This window comes from Candidatus Pseudoscillospira sp. SGI.172 (assembly GCF_050313575.1).
Classification (GTDB): Bacteria; Bacillota; Clostridia; order Oscillospirales; family Oscillospiraceae; genus Vermiculatibacterium.
Window position 1 is genome coordinate 1 of the sequence record NZ_JBNPLQ010000017.1, and the last position, 15,193, is coordinate 15,193.

The 15,193-nt window shown below is 63.1% G+C and carries 16 protein-coding genes and 1 tRNA gene; 14 read left to right on the forward strand and 3 right to left on the reverse strand.

Annotation, left to right across the window (positions count from 1 at the left end):
* Positions 1–29 precede the first annotated feature (29 nt).
* A complete protein-coding gene (locus ACQRD3_RS07860; protein WP_427780828.1) occupies positions 30–707 on the reverse strand; it encodes a hypothetical protein in 678 nt (225 codons plus the stop codon).
* Positions 708–894: 187 nt separating this feature from the next.
* On the opposite strand from ACQRD3_RS07860, the gene recQ reads away from it, so the two are divergent.
* Positions 895–2,706 carry a DNA helicase RecQ gene (gene recQ / locus ACQRD3_RS07865; RefSeq protein ID WP_427780830.1) on the forward strand — a complete coding sequence of 604 codons (1,812 nt, stop codon included), beginning with the start codon at positions 895–897 and terminating at the stop codon, positions 2,704–2,706.
* Between the two features lie 74 nt (positions 2,707–2,780).
* Here the strand turns inward: recQ and ACQRD3_RS07870 are convergent, their stop codons facing one another.
* Both ACQRD3_RS07870 and ACQRD3_RS07875 read right to left on the reverse strand, forming a co-directional pair.
* Positions 2,781–3,689 (reverse strand): DNA/RNA non-specific endonuclease, encoded by a 909-nt coding sequence (locus ACQRD3_RS07870; RefSeq protein WP_427780832.1) that lies wholly within the window; start codon positions 3,687–3,689, stop codon positions 2,781–2,783.
* A gap of 27 nt (positions 3,690–3,716) precedes the next feature.
* Positions 3,717–4,400: a response regulator transcription factor gene (locus ACQRD3_RS07875; RefSeq protein WP_427780834.1), complete on the reverse strand. Its 684-nt coding sequence runs from the start codon at positions 4,398–4,400 to the stop codon at positions 3,717–3,719.
* Positions 4,401–4,483: 83 nt separating this feature from the next.
* On the opposite strand from ACQRD3_RS07875, the gene ACQRD3_RS07880 reads away from it, so the two are divergent.
* From ACQRD3_RS07880 to ACQRD3_RS07940, 13 genes are all read left to right on the forward strand, one after another.
* A complete protein-coding gene (locus tag ACQRD3_RS07880) occupies positions 4,484–6,238 on the forward strand; it encodes a sensor histidine kinase (protein ID WP_427780836.1) in 1,755 nt (584 codons plus the stop codon).
* Positions 6,239–6,464: 226 nt separating this feature from the next.
* Complete coding sequence (locus tag ACQRD3_RS07885; RefSeq protein WP_427780838.1) at positions 6,465–6,944, forward strand: AAA family ATPase; 480 nt, start codon at positions 6,465–6,467, stop codon at positions 6,942–6,944.
* A gap of 4 nt (positions 6,945–6,948) precedes the next feature.
* Positions 6,949–7,305 carry a DUF1622 domain-containing protein gene (locus tag ACQRD3_RS07890; protein WP_427780840.1) on the forward strand — a complete coding sequence of 119 codons (357 nt, stop codon included), beginning with the start codon at positions 6,949–6,951 and terminating at the stop codon, positions 7,303–7,305.
* Entirely contained in the window at positions 7,302–8,363 is a 1,062-nt protein-coding gene (locus ACQRD3_RS07895; protein WP_427780842.1) for a hypothetical protein, read from the forward strand. Before ACQRD3_RS07890 ends, ACQRD3_RS07895 begins: the two co-directional genes overlap by 4 nt.
* 71 nt (positions 8,364–8,434) lie before the next feature.
* Entirely contained in the window at positions 8,435–9,475 is a 1,041-nt protein-coding gene (locus ACQRD3_RS07900) for an FAD:protein FMN transferase (RefSeq protein ID WP_427780844.1), read from the forward strand.
* A gap of 17 nt (positions 9,476–9,492) precedes the next feature.
* Positions 9,493–10,803: an electron transport complex subunit RsxC gene (gene rsxC / locus ACQRD3_RS07905; protein ID WP_427780846.1), complete on the forward strand. Its 1,311-nt coding sequence runs from the start codon at positions 9,493–9,495 to the stop codon at positions 10,801–10,803.
* Positions 10,800–11,771, forward strand: a complete 972-nt coding sequence (locus tag ACQRD3_RS07910; protein ID WP_427780848.1) for an RnfABCDGE type electron transport complex subunit D — start codon at positions 10,800–10,802, stop codon at positions 11,769–11,771. The genes rsxC and ACQRD3_RS07910 overlap by 4 nt, the downstream gene beginning before the upstream one ends.
* A complete protein-coding gene (locus tag ACQRD3_RS07915; RefSeq protein ID WP_427780850.1) occupies positions 11,768–12,307 on the forward strand; it encodes an FMN-binding protein in 540 nt (179 codons plus the stop codon). Before ACQRD3_RS07910 ends, ACQRD3_RS07915 begins: the two co-directional genes overlap by 4 nt.
* Positions 12,304–12,738, forward strand: coding sequence for a hypothetical protein (locus ACQRD3_RS07920; RefSeq protein WP_080907450.1), 435 nt, complete (start codon positions 12,304–12,306; stop codon positions 12,736–12,738). The genes ACQRD3_RS07915 and ACQRD3_RS07920 overlap by 4 nt, the downstream gene beginning before the upstream one ends.
* Positions 12,739–12,910: 172 nt before the next feature.
* A tRNA-Ala gene (locus ACQRD3_RS07925) sits at positions 12,911–12,986 on the forward strand.
* Positions 12,987–13,249: 263 nt separating this feature from the next.
* Positions 13,250–13,666 (forward strand): division/cell wall cluster transcriptional repressor MraZ, encoded by a 417-nt coding sequence (mraZ, locus tag ACQRD3_RS07930; protein ID WP_080907451.1) that lies wholly within the window; start codon positions 13,250–13,252, stop codon positions 13,664–13,666.
* On the forward strand, positions 13,666–14,610 hold the full coding sequence (rsmH, locus tag ACQRD3_RS07935; RefSeq protein WP_427780853.1) for a 16S rRNA (cytosine(1402)-N(4))-methyltransferase RsmH: 945 nt from the start codon (positions 13,666–13,668) through the stop codon (positions 14,608–14,610). Before mraZ ends, rsmH begins: the two co-directional genes overlap by 1 nt.
* A 22-nt stretch (positions 14,611–14,632) precedes the next feature.
* Positions 14,633–15,178 carry a hypothetical protein gene (locus ACQRD3_RS07940; protein ID WP_143476638.1) on the forward strand — a complete coding sequence of 182 codons (546 nt, stop codon included), beginning with the start codon at positions 14,633–14,635 and terminating at the stop codon, positions 15,176–15,178.
* Positions 15,179–15,193: the final 15 nt, after the last annotated feature.

The window sequence follows — 15,193 nt, forward strand, 5'->3', positions numbered from 1 at the left end:
TGTCCGGCCCCTACGCCGCTTTTGCATCTTTATTTAAGCCCTTTGATGGTGAGCATGGAGCTGGCCCGGAAGATGTGCAGCAGGGGCTGGAGGTCCTTGTCCTTCAGCTTGACCCGGTTTTCCATCATGATGCAAACATCCATCCAGAAGAGGTAGAGGGCCGCCTCGAAGGAATCCCCCAGGAAGGCCGGGGTGAATTCCGCCTGAATGAGGCAGATGGGCAGCTTCCGCTTTTTAAAGCCGGTGAAGGAGCCGTCCACCAGCCGGTTTCCAGACACCACCCGCAGGGGAGGAGGAAAGCCCGGCAGGGAGCAGACCAGAAGCTCTTTCCCCGCGTCGGGGAGCTCCGGTTCCGGCAGGGCCGCATCCCAGGTGAGCTGGGAGTCCCGGATGCCCACCTTGCCTTCCAGATTCCGGGTCAGCTCCCGGGGAAGAAAAACCCGCCGCTCCTTGAGGGCACCGTCCCGCCGAAACCAGTCCCACACCTTTTTCATATCGAAGTGGAAGGTGAACTCGGTGTCCTCAAAGGTGTGTTCCATGGGAAAGACGGCGGCGGGGTTCTGGGGAGGATAGGGCTGGGGATCCCGGGCGGCGGCGCGGAGGACCCGCCGCCACTCGTTGCGCCACTCGTTGGCAAAGGAACAGCCCTTGAGCCACGGGGCGTCAAAAAAAGCGGCCTGGGCGGCGTAAAGTTCTTCGTAATTCATAAAAACGCTCCTTTTTGCCGCCCGCCCACAGACAGATCCCGGGCGGCGGAGAAAGTGGAATGGGCCCGGCAGGCGCCGGCAGCCTTTTCTCTATCATACCACAGCCGCCGCTCTTTTTCCACACCGGCTTGCCAGAAGGCTGGTTTTTCCGCTATAATGGGCGGAGCAGCGGAAAAGGGGCGGGCAGATGAACAAGCGTGACGCACTCAAAAAATATTTTGGCCACGAAAACTTTCGGCCGGGCCAGGAAAAGCTCATCGACGGCATTCTCTCGGGCCGGGATGTGCTGGGGGTCATGCCCACGGGGGGAGGCAAGTCGGTGTGCTATCAGCTTCCGGCGCTCCTTCTGCCGGGGGTGACGATCGTGGTCTCCCCCCTCATTTCCCTCATGAAGGATCAGGTGGCCGCCCTCACCGAGGCGGGGATCAGGGCCGCCTTTGTCAACAGCTCTCTCAGCGGCGGGCAGGTGCGCACGGTGTACCGCCGGGCCTGGGCGGGGGAGTTCCAGCTTCTCTATGTGGCCCCCGAACGGTTGGCGGGAGAGGGGATTGTCAAACTGGCCCAGGGGCTGGAGGTGTCTCTGGTGGCGGTGGACGAGGCCCACTGCGTCTCCCAGTGGGGACAGGATTTCCGGCCCAGCTATCTGAAGATCCCGGAATTTCTGGACAAGCTTCCCCGGCGGCCTGCGGTGGCCGCCTTCACCGCCACCGCCACCAGTCAGGTGCGGGAGGACATCGTGCGCCTGCTGGGACTGGAGAGACCGCTGACCCTGGTCACCGGCTATGACCGGCCCAATCTCTATTTTGAGGTCTGCCGTCCCCGGAGCAAATCGGGGGCGCTGCGGGACCTGCTTCTGCCCCGGATGGGGAAGAGCGGCATCATTTACTGTGCCACCCGGGCGGGGGTGGAGAAGGTGTGCGAGGAGCTCCGGGACCGGGGTCTCCCCGCCACCCGGTATCATGCGGGGCTGGACGAAGAGGAGCGGCGGCGGAATCAGGACGACTTCCGATTTGACCGTGCCCCCATCATGGTGGCCACCAACGCCTTCGGCATGGGTATCGACAAGTCCAATGTGAGCTATGTCATCCACTACAATATGCCAAAGAGCCTGGAGGCCTATTATCAGGAGGCGGGCCGGGCCGGGCGGGACGGTGAGCGGGCCGAGTGTTTCCTGCTCTACTCCGGGCGGGACGTGGAAACCGCCAAATTCCTCATTGAAAACGGCAGCGGGAACGACGAGCTGACCGAGGAGGAGCGGGCGGAGGCCCTGCGGCGGGACCACCGGCGGCTGGAGGCCATGGTGGGCTACTGCCACACCGGCGGATGCCTGCGGGGCTACCTGCTGGACTACTTTGGCCAGGAGCACTCCGACCACTGCGGAGACTGCGGAAACTGTCTGGGGGACCATGAGCTTGCCGATGTCACCACTCAGGCCCAGATGGTGCTCTCCTGTGTCCGGCGGGTGGAGGATCGGCTGGGCTACAACGTGGGCGCGGCTCTCATTGCACAGACCCTGAGCGGCAGCGCCAACAAGCGGGTGCTGGAGCTGGGGCTGGATGAGCTGTCCACTTATGGGCTGATGCGGGGACAGACGACGGGGCAGGTGAGGGAGTACATCGACTTTCTAAAGGAAAAGGGCTATCTGGAAAAGGAACCGGAGCACGGCGCGCTCCGGCTCACCAAGACGTCGGGAGAGATCCTGTTCCGGGGTCGGAAACTGGAGATGCCTATCCGCAAATCCCCGGCGGACGAGGCGGCCCGGACGGTGGAGAGCGGATTGTTCCAGGCGCTGAAGGACCTGCGGTACCGGCTCTCCCAAAAGGAGGGCGTGCCTCCCTTCGTGATTTTCTCCAACGCCACCCTCACCGACATGGCCGCCCGGCGGCCCCGGAGCGTGGCAGAGTTTTTGCGGGTCTCCGGAGTGGGCGAGGTCAAGGCGCGGAAGTATGCGTCGGCGTTCTTGCTGGTCATCGGAGACTACGAGGCTGAGCGGGAATAAATGAAAACAAAAACGGGGCCTCTGATGTGTCTGAAGGAGACGCATCAGAGGCCCTGATTTTGGGCGAGGGTGGTTCAGGGCTTACACTGCCCGCAGGGAGCATACCCGGCCTGAATGAGATCCTCCCGGCTGCCGGTGTAGTCCTGCCGGTTGGCGGGGCTCATACCGGAGACTCCGGAGCAGGTGGGAAGGTGGAATTTCTTACTGCTGGTGTTGAGAACGTAGGTGCTCTCTGCCGGAGTGGCCTCCTCTTCCGGAGCGTTCCCCCCCATCGGTGCGGAGCTCTCCGCCGGGGCGGCGGAGGCGGGTGCCTCACCGGAGAGCCAGCTTTCTCCGGTGGCATAGTCGATCTCCACCCCGGGCTGGGCGTTGTACGCATAGATGTTGAAGCATACGCCCTCCCCCTGATCCTCCACCGACCAGGCCTCCATCTGGACCCCTCGGGCCACCAGATCGGCGCCCTCATAGACGGGGGTGACCCGGTAGAGCACATGGTTGCCCGTTTCCCTGACATAGCCGGCTACCTGATTTTCGAAGGGGAGCATCCCGTCTACATTCAGGTAGCGGGTGCCGGTGATGAGATTGAGTTCGTTGGCGTTTTCGGCTGTGAGCTGGTAGCCGATGAGGTGGCAGCGGTTGTAGAGATACTTTCCGTCCACGCAGTCGTACTTCACCGTGTGCCAGCCCGAGGGCTTCACCTGGCCGATGGAGCCCCGCTCTTCGGTGGGCATGGTCTCGGGCCCCACGTTGGCGTAGGCCGCGCCGCAGCGGCCATAGTAGTCCTGCTGGCTGTACCGCTCAAAGGAGGCGGGGGTCTTGTCGTCGTCGGGAAAGAGAGGGATGTTGTCGCTGAGCGTTACGTAGGGCTCGCCGGAAAAGGCGGGAACGTCCTCCAAAGAAAAGGAGGCGGCCTGAGACTGCTGACAGCCGGTGAGAAACAGGCACAGGGAGAGCAAAACGGGTGCAAGTGTGGCGGTGTTCATAGGGCAGGATTCCTCTTTCGTTGGAGTTTAGACCACAAAACGATAGCCCAGGCCCCGGACGGTCTGGATATACCGGGGGTGGGCGGGATCTTCCTCGATCTTCTGGCGGAGACGGTTGACATAGACCATAATGGCGTTTTCATCGATGATGGCCTCCCCCCAGATCAGGTCATAGAGCATGTCCTTGGAGAAGATCCGGTTGACGTTGTCCAAAAAGAGCTTCATCATGGCGTTTTCCTTGGAGGAGAGGGGGATCTCCGCACCGTCCTTGTAAAAGCGCAGGGTGCTGGTGTTGTACTGGAAGGGCCCGGCGGCGAGGACCGTGTCCGCGCCGGGGAGGTGGTTCCGGCTGCGGCGGATGAGGGCCTTCACCTTGGCACCCAGCGTGATGGGGTTGAAGGGCTTGGTGATATAGTCGTCAGCGCCGATGTCCAGGCCATAGAGGGTGTCGTAGTCCTCTTTCCGGCCGCTGACGATGATGATGGGGGTCTTGAGGCCCCGGCGGCGAACCGCCTGGACCACCTCGAAGCCGTCCATGCCGTGGAGATTCACGTCCAGCAGGATGAGGTCGTAGACCTCATGATCCAGCAATTCCAGCGCCTCTTCCCCGCTGACGGCGGTGTGGGCGTCGATGCCGTTGCTTTTGATGACCTTGTAGAGCATGGTAAGGACGGCCCGGTCGTCATCCACGATGAGCACTGTGTCCGCCATGAAGATTCCCCCTTTACAGGCTGAAAAGAGTCGTGTATGGTTAGTATAGACAAAAATCGTGGATTTGACAAGGGGGGCGGAACATGGGGAGAGGGCATACGGGCCGGCGGCGGTTTTTCCTGACGCTGGGATTGACGCTGGCTTTGGTGGTGACGGGGATGGTGATGATCGGACGGGTTTTTCAAAAGTATGAATCCATTATCCTCACGGGCCAGGACGACCAGATGTTTGGCCTGGCCCGCTCCGTGGACCGCAGTGTGGCCAGCTACCTGAGCCGGTACCGCTCCAACCTTATCTATGTGACCCGGCAGCGCGGCTTTCAAAGTGCGGTGGAGACTTGGCAGGAGAGCGGGGAACCCGGACAGCTTCTGGAGCGGATGCGGGATAATATCCTGTTTCAGGACAGCTTGATCACCGGCATGCTGGCGCTCCGGGAGGGGGAGGTCCTGCTCTCCACAGAGGGGGAGGGCAGTTACCGCATCCCGGCGGGAGCCGGAAAGACGGAGGGGGGGATCGGGGTCCGCCCCTGTATCGACGGGGATGGCGGAGTCCGGCTGGCCTTTGTCCGGGAGATGGAGGACGGCCTGAGCTTTGCCGCCCTTTTGGATCTGTCCGCCTTTTATCAGCGGGTGGCGGGGGACCTGACCTTTGGGACGGAAGACCGTATCCTCCTGCTGGACGCCGGGGGTCAGACACTGCTCCACAATCCCAAGGGAACGGTCCGGGTGGATGCGGTGGAGGGGCTGAGCGAGAGCGCCTGCGACTTTGGGGGACTGACCTATCTTCTGGAACAGCAGCGCCTCGGCGTGCAGGGAGCGGCCTTCTATGAGGGATACGACTGCCGGCAGGGCAGCAGATATGCCGCCCGGATCGCTGCCATTCCGGCCACCGTGGATACCAACGGCTTTTTTGCCATAGGGGTGTCGGTGAACTACGACGGGGTGGTCGGGCCGCTCCACCTGGCGGCCATTCGGCTTCTGGCCTATGGCGGCATGGTGGTGGCGGGGGTGCTGCTGCTGGTGGGTCTCACTCTGCGGATCCGGCGGCGGAACGAGGAGGACCTGCGGGAGCTGGAGGTGCTGCGGAAGAAAAACGAGGCCATGGAGGAGCTCAACCGCCAGACCCAGGAACTGGCTCACCACCAGCGGCTGGAGACCATCGGAACCCTTACCTCCAGCATCGCCCATGAGTTCAACAACCTGCTGACCCCTATCATGGGGTACAGCCTGCTCACCCTGGAAAAGCTGCCCCAGGAGGAGGCGGAGCTTTACGACAATGTGCTGGAGATCTACAACGCCTCCCGCAAGGCCAAGGAGATCATCTCCCGCCTGTCCGACCTGTCCCGGAAGAACACGGCGCTCACCTTTCAGTACACGCCCCCCGACGAGCTGGTCCGCCGGGTGCTGGAGGTGGCCGCCCCCGCTCAGCCCCACGGAGTGGAGGTTCGGACCGAGTTTAACTGTTCCTGTCTCTGGGTCTATGGCAATGAGCTCCAGCTCTCCCAGATGCTCCTCAATCTGGTGCTCAACGCCTTTCAGGCCATGGAACGCTCCGGCGGGACCCTGCGGGTATCCACCTGGGCGGATGAGAGCAGTGTTTTCCTCCGGGTGTCCGACACCGGCCCTGGGATTTCGGAGCAGACGTTGCCCCATATTTTTGAACCTTTCTACACCACCAAGGAGGCGGGCAAGGGGACCGGCCTTGGTCTTGCCATTGTCCGTCAGGTGGTGGAGGAGCATGGGGGGACGGTGAGTGTGGAGACCGCCGTGGGACGGGGGGCCGCCTTCCTCGTTTCCCTGCCCCTGTCCAAGGAGGGAGGAGGGGGCGAAGAGGAATGAACCTCTTTTCCAGGCCCGGCCATTCAGGAGAAAAGCCGTTATCCGGACGCCGGGAAGCTTTGCTTCCCGGCGTCCTTTTTGCAGGGCGGGCGGCGGCAGGAAGGGCCATACAGCACAGGAAAGATTTTTGGCGGTACCTTAATGAATATTTAGGTTCTATCTATCTGATATTAAGGTGATTCCGTTACACTGTGTTTGTCAGAAAATTCACAAAGGGGGGGACGACGTGGTTGTGACCATTGGCCATAAGTACGGCTGCGGCGGCCGGGAGATCGCCCGGCAGTTGGCCCGGCGTCTGAACGTCCCCTGCCGTGACGCCGACCCTTTTGCGGGCGGGGAGTGCCCCGAGCCGCTCAAGAATCTGGCGGCGCGGGGGAGCTGTGTGGTGACGGGCTTTTGCGCCGACCACCTGCTGGCCGGTACGGAGGGGCTGATCCGGGTGTTCCTCCACGGAGCGCCGGACCGCCGTGCGGAACGGATCGCCCGGCAGAGCGGGCTTACGATGGAAGAGGCCCGGCGGGAGGCGCTGAGCCGGGACCGGGAATGGGCCAGGCGGTACGGGGTGTACACCGGCGGAAAGTGGGCTGAGGCCTCCCGTTACGACCTCACCGTGGACAGCACTGCTCTGGGCGTGGCCGGTACGGTGGAGCTGCTCAGCCAGTTTATCGCGCTCAAAGTCATGCGCCGCCGCGGCGGGGAGGGCTGAATCGATGCTGGAGACCTTTGTGGGGCAGATCCTGGCGGTGCTCATACCCATCTGCGAACTGATGGGAATTTTCGTGGTGGCGGTTTCCGCCCTGGCGGCCTTCGGCCGCTATGTGCGGGGGCTGGTGACCCACCGGGGCGGAGACGTCAAGTTCGAGCTGGCCAATGGACTGGCCGTCAGCCTGGAGTTCAAAATGGCGGCGGAGATCCTGAAAACCGTCCAGATCCGGAATCTGGACGAGCTCACAGTCCTGGGAGCCGTCATCATCCTGCGTGCGCTGTTGTCATTTCTGATCCATTTTGAAATGAAGCAGATAGACCATCCCCAATCAACCAAAATAAATGGAGGTATCACTCAATGAACATGAAGAAGCTCTCTCTTGCGGCGCTGTCCATGACACTGTCCGCCACCCTGCTGGCCGGCTGCGGCGGCGCTCCCGCCACCAGCACCCCCGCCCCCACCCCCGCGGAGTCGGCTCCCGTGGAGACCGCTGTCGCCGCCGAGGCGGTCAAGACCGGCCTGTCTATGGTCACCAGCGTGGCCAAGAGCAAGGACGCCTCTGCCGACGGCAACGGCCAGGCCCAGGCCAATGTGGCCCTGGTGGCCGTCACCGTGGGAGATGACGGCGTCATCGACGCCTGTGTCATCGATGCCATCCAGTCCAAGATCGACTTCGACGCCCAGGGCAAGCTGGTCACCGACCCCGCCACCAAATTTTCCAGCAAGAACGAGCTGGGAGAGGCCTACGGGATGAAGAAGGGTTCCTCTATCGGCAAGGAGTGGAACGAGCAGGCCGCCGCCTTCGCCCAGTACGCTGTGGGCAAGACTGTGGAGGAACTCAAGGGGATCGCCGTCAATGAAGACGGCCAGGCCACCGACGCCGATCTGGCCGCTTCGGTCACCCTGGAGGTCGCCGACTTTGTCAGCGGCATCGAGGCCGCGGTGAACAATGCCTCCCACATGGGCGCTCAGAAGGGCGACAAGCTGGCTCTGACCACCAGCACCAACATGGACAAGAGCAAGGACGCCTCCGCCGATGCCGACGGTCTGGCCCAGGCTTACGCCACCGTGGCTGCCGTCACCCTGAACGGCGACACCGTCACCAGCTGTTACATCGACTCCGTGCAGGCCAACGTGAACTTTAATGCCGCCGGCACCATCACCACCGACCTCACCGCCGCGCAGCCCACCAAGAACGAGCTGGGCGACGCATACGGCATGAAGAAGAAATCCGGGATCGGCAAAGAATGGAACGAGCAGGCTGCCGCTTTCTGCGCGTATGTCACCGGTAAGACCGTGGACGAGGTCGCCGGCATTGCCGTCACCGAAGACGGGGACGCCGCCGACGCGGATCTGGCCGCTTCCGTGACCATCGGCATCGGCGAGTTCCAGACCCTCATCGAAAAGGCCGCTCAGTGATGCCGCACACAGGAGGAGGGCCAAGGCCCTCCTCCTGTTTTATCTGATCTGGAAATAAAGGGGAGAATCCCATGAAAAAACAGCTGCTGGCGCTGGCCCTGGCGGCGCTGACGGCGCTGGCGGGCTGTTCCGCCCCCGCGGCGGCGGAGTCTCCCGGGCTCCAGCGCTACGAGGCCAGCTTTCTTACCCTGTTCGACACGGTAACCACCATTGTGGGCTACGCCGACAGTGAGGAGACCTTCCGGGCCGAGGCCCAGGCGCTCCACGACGACCTGCTGGAGTACCACCAGCTCTTCGACATCTACAATGACTACCCCGGAGTGACCAACCTCAAGGTGGTCAATGACCGCGCCGGAGCGGAGCCTGTGAAGGTGGACGGGAGGATCATGGACCTGCTGCTTTTCTGCCGGACTCTCTGGAAGGGGACGGACGGGCGGGTGGATGTGACTCTGGGGAGCGTCCTGTCCCTGTGGCACGACGCCCGCACCGCGGGGATCGACGACCCCGAACACGCTGCGCTTCCCAACGCCGACGCTCTGCGGGCAGCGGCGGAGCATACCGGCTTTGACGCGGTGGTACTGGACGAGGCGGCCTCCACCGTGGCGTTTACTGATCCGGCCCTTCGGCTGGACGTGGGGGCGGTGGCCAAGGGGTACGCCGTGGAACGGGTGTGTGAGAACGCCCCCGCCGGACTGCTGGTGAGCGTGGGGGGCAACGTCCGCGCCACCGGTCCCAAGCCTGTGGGGGACTCCCCGTGGGTGGTGGGCGTCCGGGACCCGGACGGCGGCGGGGAGGACTACCTCCACACCCTGACGGTGGAGACCGGCTCGGTGGTCACCAGCGGGGACTATCAGCGCTACTACACGGTAAACGGCGTCCGCTACCACCATATCATCGACCCGGATACCCTTTTTCCCGCCGGGTACTGGCGGTCTGTCACCATCCTCTGCACGGACTCCGGTCTGGCCGACGGGCTTTCCACCGCGCTCTACACGCTGGATCAGGCGGCGGGGCAGGCCCTGCTGGACCGATACGGGGCGGAGGCCATGTGGGTGGACGCCCAGGGGCAGGAGTTTTTCAGCCCCGGTTTTTCCCGGTCCATCCGAACTTGAAATTTTGAGGTGAGAACATGCCACGCTTATTTTTTGGCGGGATCCATCCGGCAGACCGCAAGGAGCTCTCCGGCGGCTCGACGCCTGCTCCCGCACCCATTCCGAGCCAGGTGGTCATTCCCATGCGCCAACACGTCGGCGCAGCCTGCACCCCGCTGGTGAAGGTGGGGGACACCGTGAAGATGGGCCAGACCATCGGGGACGGAGAGGGCCTCTGCGTCCCGGTCCACGCCTCGGTCTCCGGCACTGTCGTTGCCGTGGAACCCCGCCGCCACGCGTCCGGGGGGGAGTGCATGGCGGTGGTGATCGAAAACGACTTTCAGGACACCCCCGCCCGGGAGCTGACGCCGCACCTGGATCCGGCGGAGCTGAGCCCGGAAGAATTGATCACCGTGATCCGCCGGGCGGGGATCGTGGGCATGGGCGGCGCGACCTTCCCCACCGATGTGAAGGCCAACTCCGGGATCGGGGCGGTGGACACCCTTCTGGGCAACGCCTGCGAGTGTGAACCCTATATCACTGCCGACGACGCGCTGCTGTGCACCTACCCCGAACAGGTGCTGGGCGGGATGGCCGTTCTGATGGATGTCCTGAAGCCCGGCCGGACGGTTCTGGCGGTGGAGGACAACAAGACCGAGGCCATCTCCGTGCTGCGGAGCAAGCTGGCCCAATATCCCGGCATTGAGCTGAAGGTGCTGCCCACCCGCTATCCCCAAGGGGCGGAGAAGCAGCTTATCCAGGCGGTCACCGGCCGCCAGGTGCCTCCCGGCAAGCTGCCCAGGGATGTGGGCTGCGCAGTGTTCAACGCCGCCACCTACGCCTCGGTGTACAAGGCGGTCTGCGAGGGGGAGCCGGTGACCCGGCGGATCGTCACCGTCACCGGCGAGGGGGTCCGCAAGCCGCAGAACTGGATCGTTCGGATCGGCGCGTCCTTTGAATCGGCGGTGGCCGCCTCCGGAGGGCTGACCGACGACGTGTGGAAGGTGCTCTCCGGCGGACCGATGATGGGCGTGGCCCAGATCGACCTGACCGCTCCGGTGGGGAAGGGGACAAACGCAGTGCTCTGCCTGTCCCGGGCTCAGAACGGCGAGAGTGCCCACCCCCACTGCATCCGCTGCGGCAAGTGCCTGACCGCCTGCCCCATGTCCCTCCAGCCGCTCTACCTCTTCCGATTCGGGAAGCTGGGTGACCGGGCAGAGCTGGAGCGCCTGCACCTGTCGGACTGCATCGAGTGCGGCTGCTGCGCATATGTCTGCCCGGGCAAGCTGCCTCTCGTAGAGCAGTTCCGGGCGGGAAAACAGGCTCTGAAGGAGGCGAAAAAGCCGTGAAACTGACTGTGACGTCCTCTCCCCACATCCGGGGAAAGGAGAGCACCGGCTCCATCATGGGCCATGTGCTGCTGGCGCTGCTCCCCGCTCTGGCGGCGGGGACGCTGGTGTATGGGCTGCGCGCCCTCCTGGTGACCGCTGTGGCTACGGCGGCCTGCCTCCTCTCCGAGTGGCTCTTCCGGGTGCTCACCCACCAGCACAACACCCTGCCCGACGGTTCCGCCGCCGTTACGGGCGTGCTGCTGGCGCTCACTCTTCCGGCCACCGTGCCCTATTGGGCGGCTGCGGTGGGCGGCGTGTTTGCCGTGGCGGCAGTGAAGGGCCTGTGCGGTGGGATCGGACAGAACATTTTCAACCCCGCCCTGGCGGGCCGCGCCTTTCTGATGCTCCTCTGGCCGGCCGCCATCACCCGTTATGCCGCCCTGGGGCAGGCGCTGCCCCTCTTCGGCTCCGCGGCCGATGCGGTGACTGCCGCCACCCCTCTGCACCACATGCAGATGCCCGCCCTGCCCGAGGTCTCCCTCGCCGATCTCTTCCTGGGCCGGGTGGGCGGCTCCATTGGGGAAGCCTCCGCTCTGGCCCTCCTGATCGGCGGGGCCTGGCTGGTTTTCCGCCGGGTCATCTCCCCCCGGATCCCCCTGACTTATCTGGGGACGGTGGCGGTGTTGACGCTGGTGTTTTCCAAGGGAGACTCCCCCGTGCTGTGGATGCTTTACAGCCTTCTGAGCGGCGGCGTGATCCTGGGCGCGGTCTTTATGGCTACCGATTACACCACCTCACCCGTCACGCCCATGGGACAGCTTTTCTATGGGGCGGGCTGCGGAGCGCTCACCGTGGTGTTCCGCTACTTCGGACTTTTCCCCGAGGGTGTTACCTATGCGATCCTGCTGATGAACGCCGCCGTCTGGGCCATCGACCGCTTTACCGCCCCCAGGCGCTTTGGAACAGGGAAAGGAGGCGCGGCATGAGAGAATATGCAAAACCCCTGGCCGCGCTGGCTGCGGCCGCCGCCCTTCTGGCGGGAGCCAGGTTTGGCCTGGCGGGCGTCGCCCGGTCCAATGCCGAGGCGGAGCAGACGGCCATGATGGCCGCCCTTCTTCCCGGCAGCTCCAGCTTTACCCCCGAGGAGTATGGCGGGGAGGACGAGAATATCACCGCTGTCTATGCCGGAGAGACCGGCTATGTGGTGGAGACCGTCACCGACGGCTATGTGGGGGAGATCCGCCTCCTGGTGGGGGTGGACGCCTCCGGCGCGGTGACCGGCGCGGTGGTGCGCCAGATGGAGGAGACCTTCGGTCTGGGAGGCCGCGCCGCCTCGGATACCGGCTTCCTGGCCCAGTTTTTGGGAACCGCCGGGGATGCCGCAGTGGGTGAGAATGTGGATGCACTCACCGGGGCCACCGTCACCTCCAAAGCCATCACCAAGGGGATCAATTCCGCCGCAGCCTTTGTCACCGGTGCGGATGTATCCTCCGGCGCGACGGAATGGGGGGATTGGGAATGAAGGGAAAAAATCTTTTGGGGAATACGCTTCTGGCTGCCGTGGTGGGCGGGGCCTGCCTGATCGCCGTGCTGCTGCGCACCTTCGCTCCGGCGGTGATCCTGCCCGGGCTGGATTTGCCCATGCTGGCGCTGCTGTCCCTCATAGCCTTGACGGCAGAGTGTTATCTGGCCCCGAAGAGTGACCGCCCCTGGGTACTTGCTGTTCTGCTGGGCGGAGCCACCTTTGCTCTCCTGCCCTGGTGTGCCGGGCTGGCAGATGGAGAGACGGTCTGGAAGCTGTTTTTGGCCGGGGCCGCTGTTTACGGCGGCGGGGCGTTCCTCTACGGCTCCATGTCCCGGCGCCTGTCCGCCACCCCCGCCGGGAGGTTGGCCCCTGCCGTGAGTGCATTTGTGCTCTTCTTAGGCTGTCAGGCTCTGGCAGGGTTATTTTAAATCGCAGGCAGTGCGGGGTACCGGGAAAACTTTTCCCAGTGCCCCGCATGTTTGCAAGATAGGCAAAAGAAAAATAAAGCACAAAAAATACAGATTTTCTGTTGACAAAGGGCATAACCTCTGGTATGATACTATCTGTTCGGTACGGGTTAGACCGATTAAAAGTTCATATGGGGGTATAGCTCAGCTGGGAGAGCGCTTGAATGGCATTCAAGAGGTCTGCGGTTCGATCCCGCATATCTCCACCAAAAAGAGATCTGATTTCATTGGAAATCAGATCTCTTTTTGTGTTTCACCAGAGCCGTCCGGACAAAGCGGCTGTAAAAAGATTGCCGTAGAACAAATGTTTTTGTCGAAAAAACGAGGGCTTTTATCGGAAAAGCCGAGAGATTTCAAGGGAAAAATTCTGCTTCACTATTGCAATTTAAGAGCAAAGCCTTTATACTAAAAACACGAGTGGAGCGAAATGGAGTAAAAGACCATAAAAAAACATGGAAGTGGGGGAAGAGAGATGACCGGCACCTACGAGCATTCCATCGACGCCAAGGGCCGGCTGTTTATTCCCGCTAAGCTCCGGGAGGAGCTCGGCGTCTCCTTTTACCTGGCCATGGGGGTGGACGCGTGCCTTGCCATCTACCCGCAGGGCACATGGGACCGCTTCACGGAGAAATTTGCCTCCCTTCCCATGAGCCAGTCCAAAGCCATGCGGCCTCTGTTTGCCAATGCCAGCAAGTGTGAGCTGGACAGCCAGGGACGCATTGTGGTGCCCCAGAAGCTGCGCAGGTATGCGGATCTTGACAGGGATGTTGTCATCATCGGCGTCAACGACCGGGCCGAGATCTGGAGCGCCCAGCGCTGGCAGGCGCAGGAAGAGGAAGAGATGACGCCGGAGAAGATGTCGGCGTGTATGGAGGCACTGGGCTTCTGATGAGTGAGCAGTTTTCCCACCGTCCGGTCCTGCTGGACGAGTGTATCGAGGGACTGAATATTCGGCCCGACGGGGTGTACGTGGACGGGACGCTGGGTCGGGCCGGCCATTCCGCTGAGATCGTACAGCGGCTCACCACGGGACATCTCTACTGCATCGACCGGGATCAGGCCGCGCTGGACGCGGCGGAAGAGAAGCTGGCTCCCTGGCGGGAGAAGGTAACTCTCATCCACGGCAACTTTAACGATTTGGACGAACTCCTGGCCGGGGCGGGGACTCCCCCTGCCGACGGGATGCTTTTTGACTTCGGGGTTTCCTCCCCGCAGCTGGACGACCCCAGCCGGGGATTTTCCTACATGCATGACGCTCCGCTGGATATGCGGATGGATCAGACCCAACCCCTGACGGCCCGGACGGTGGTAAATGAGTGGCCCCAGGAGGAGCTGCGGCGCATCCTCTACCAATATGGGGAGGAGCGGTATGCCTCCGCCATCGCGGGAGCCATCGTCCGGGCTCGGGGACAAGCCCCCATTGAGACGACTCTCCAGCTGGTGGAGGTCATCCGGTCGGCCATGCCCGCCCAAGCCTTGCGGGAGAAACAGCACCCGGCCAAGCGGACCTTCCAGGCGGTGCGCATTGCCGTCAACGACGAACTGACCGCAGCCGAGCGGGTCATCAGTCAGGCGGTGCCGCGGCTGGCCCCCGAAGGGCGGCTGTGCATCATCACCTTCCACTCCCTGGAGGATCGGATCGTGAAAACGGGATATGCGGCCCTGGCCAAGGGCTGTACCTGCCCGCCGGACTTCCCGGTGTGCGTGTGCGGCAAGAAACCGGCCATTCGGCTGGTGAACCGCAAACCCATCCTTCCCGGTGAGACCGAATTGGAGGAGAATCCGAGATCGCGCAGCGCGAAGCTGCGAATCGCGGAAAAAGTACGTGTTTAAAACAACACGGAGAACGGAGTGAATGACCATGGCCAGTGCTGTCAGGCGGAAAACCTATGATCCCTATCGCAATTTTGGCTATGCCTATGACGGCTCTGCCGCCCGGAAACTGGAACGGGAGGAAGTCCTGCAGCCCCGTCCCCAGGTTCGTCCCCGCCGTCAGGCGGCGGTCCGGCCCAAGGTCCAGGTGCGGGAGGCGGGACACGTCTCTCTCTTTGCCGTCAGCGGCTTTGCTGCGGTGGCCGTTCTGGCGGTGCTGATCCTGATGAGCTATGTACAGCTGGCCGGCCTCTCCGGTGAGGTGGTGGGGCTGAGCAACGAGATGACCCGCCTGAAGGGGGAAGAGGCCACCCTGCGAGCCCGCTATGAACTGGCCTATGATCTGGGTGCCATCGAAAACTCCGTTACGGCGGATGGTTCCATGGGCCGGCCTCAGGACGGACAGATGGTGTATGTAGATCTCACTGAGCCGGACAGCGTGGTGGTCTACGACCACGGTCAGGAGACCACCGGCCATTTCCTGGACGGCGTGCGGCAGATCGTGGAAAACGTTCTGGCATATTTTTGAGGGGGAAGCTCATAG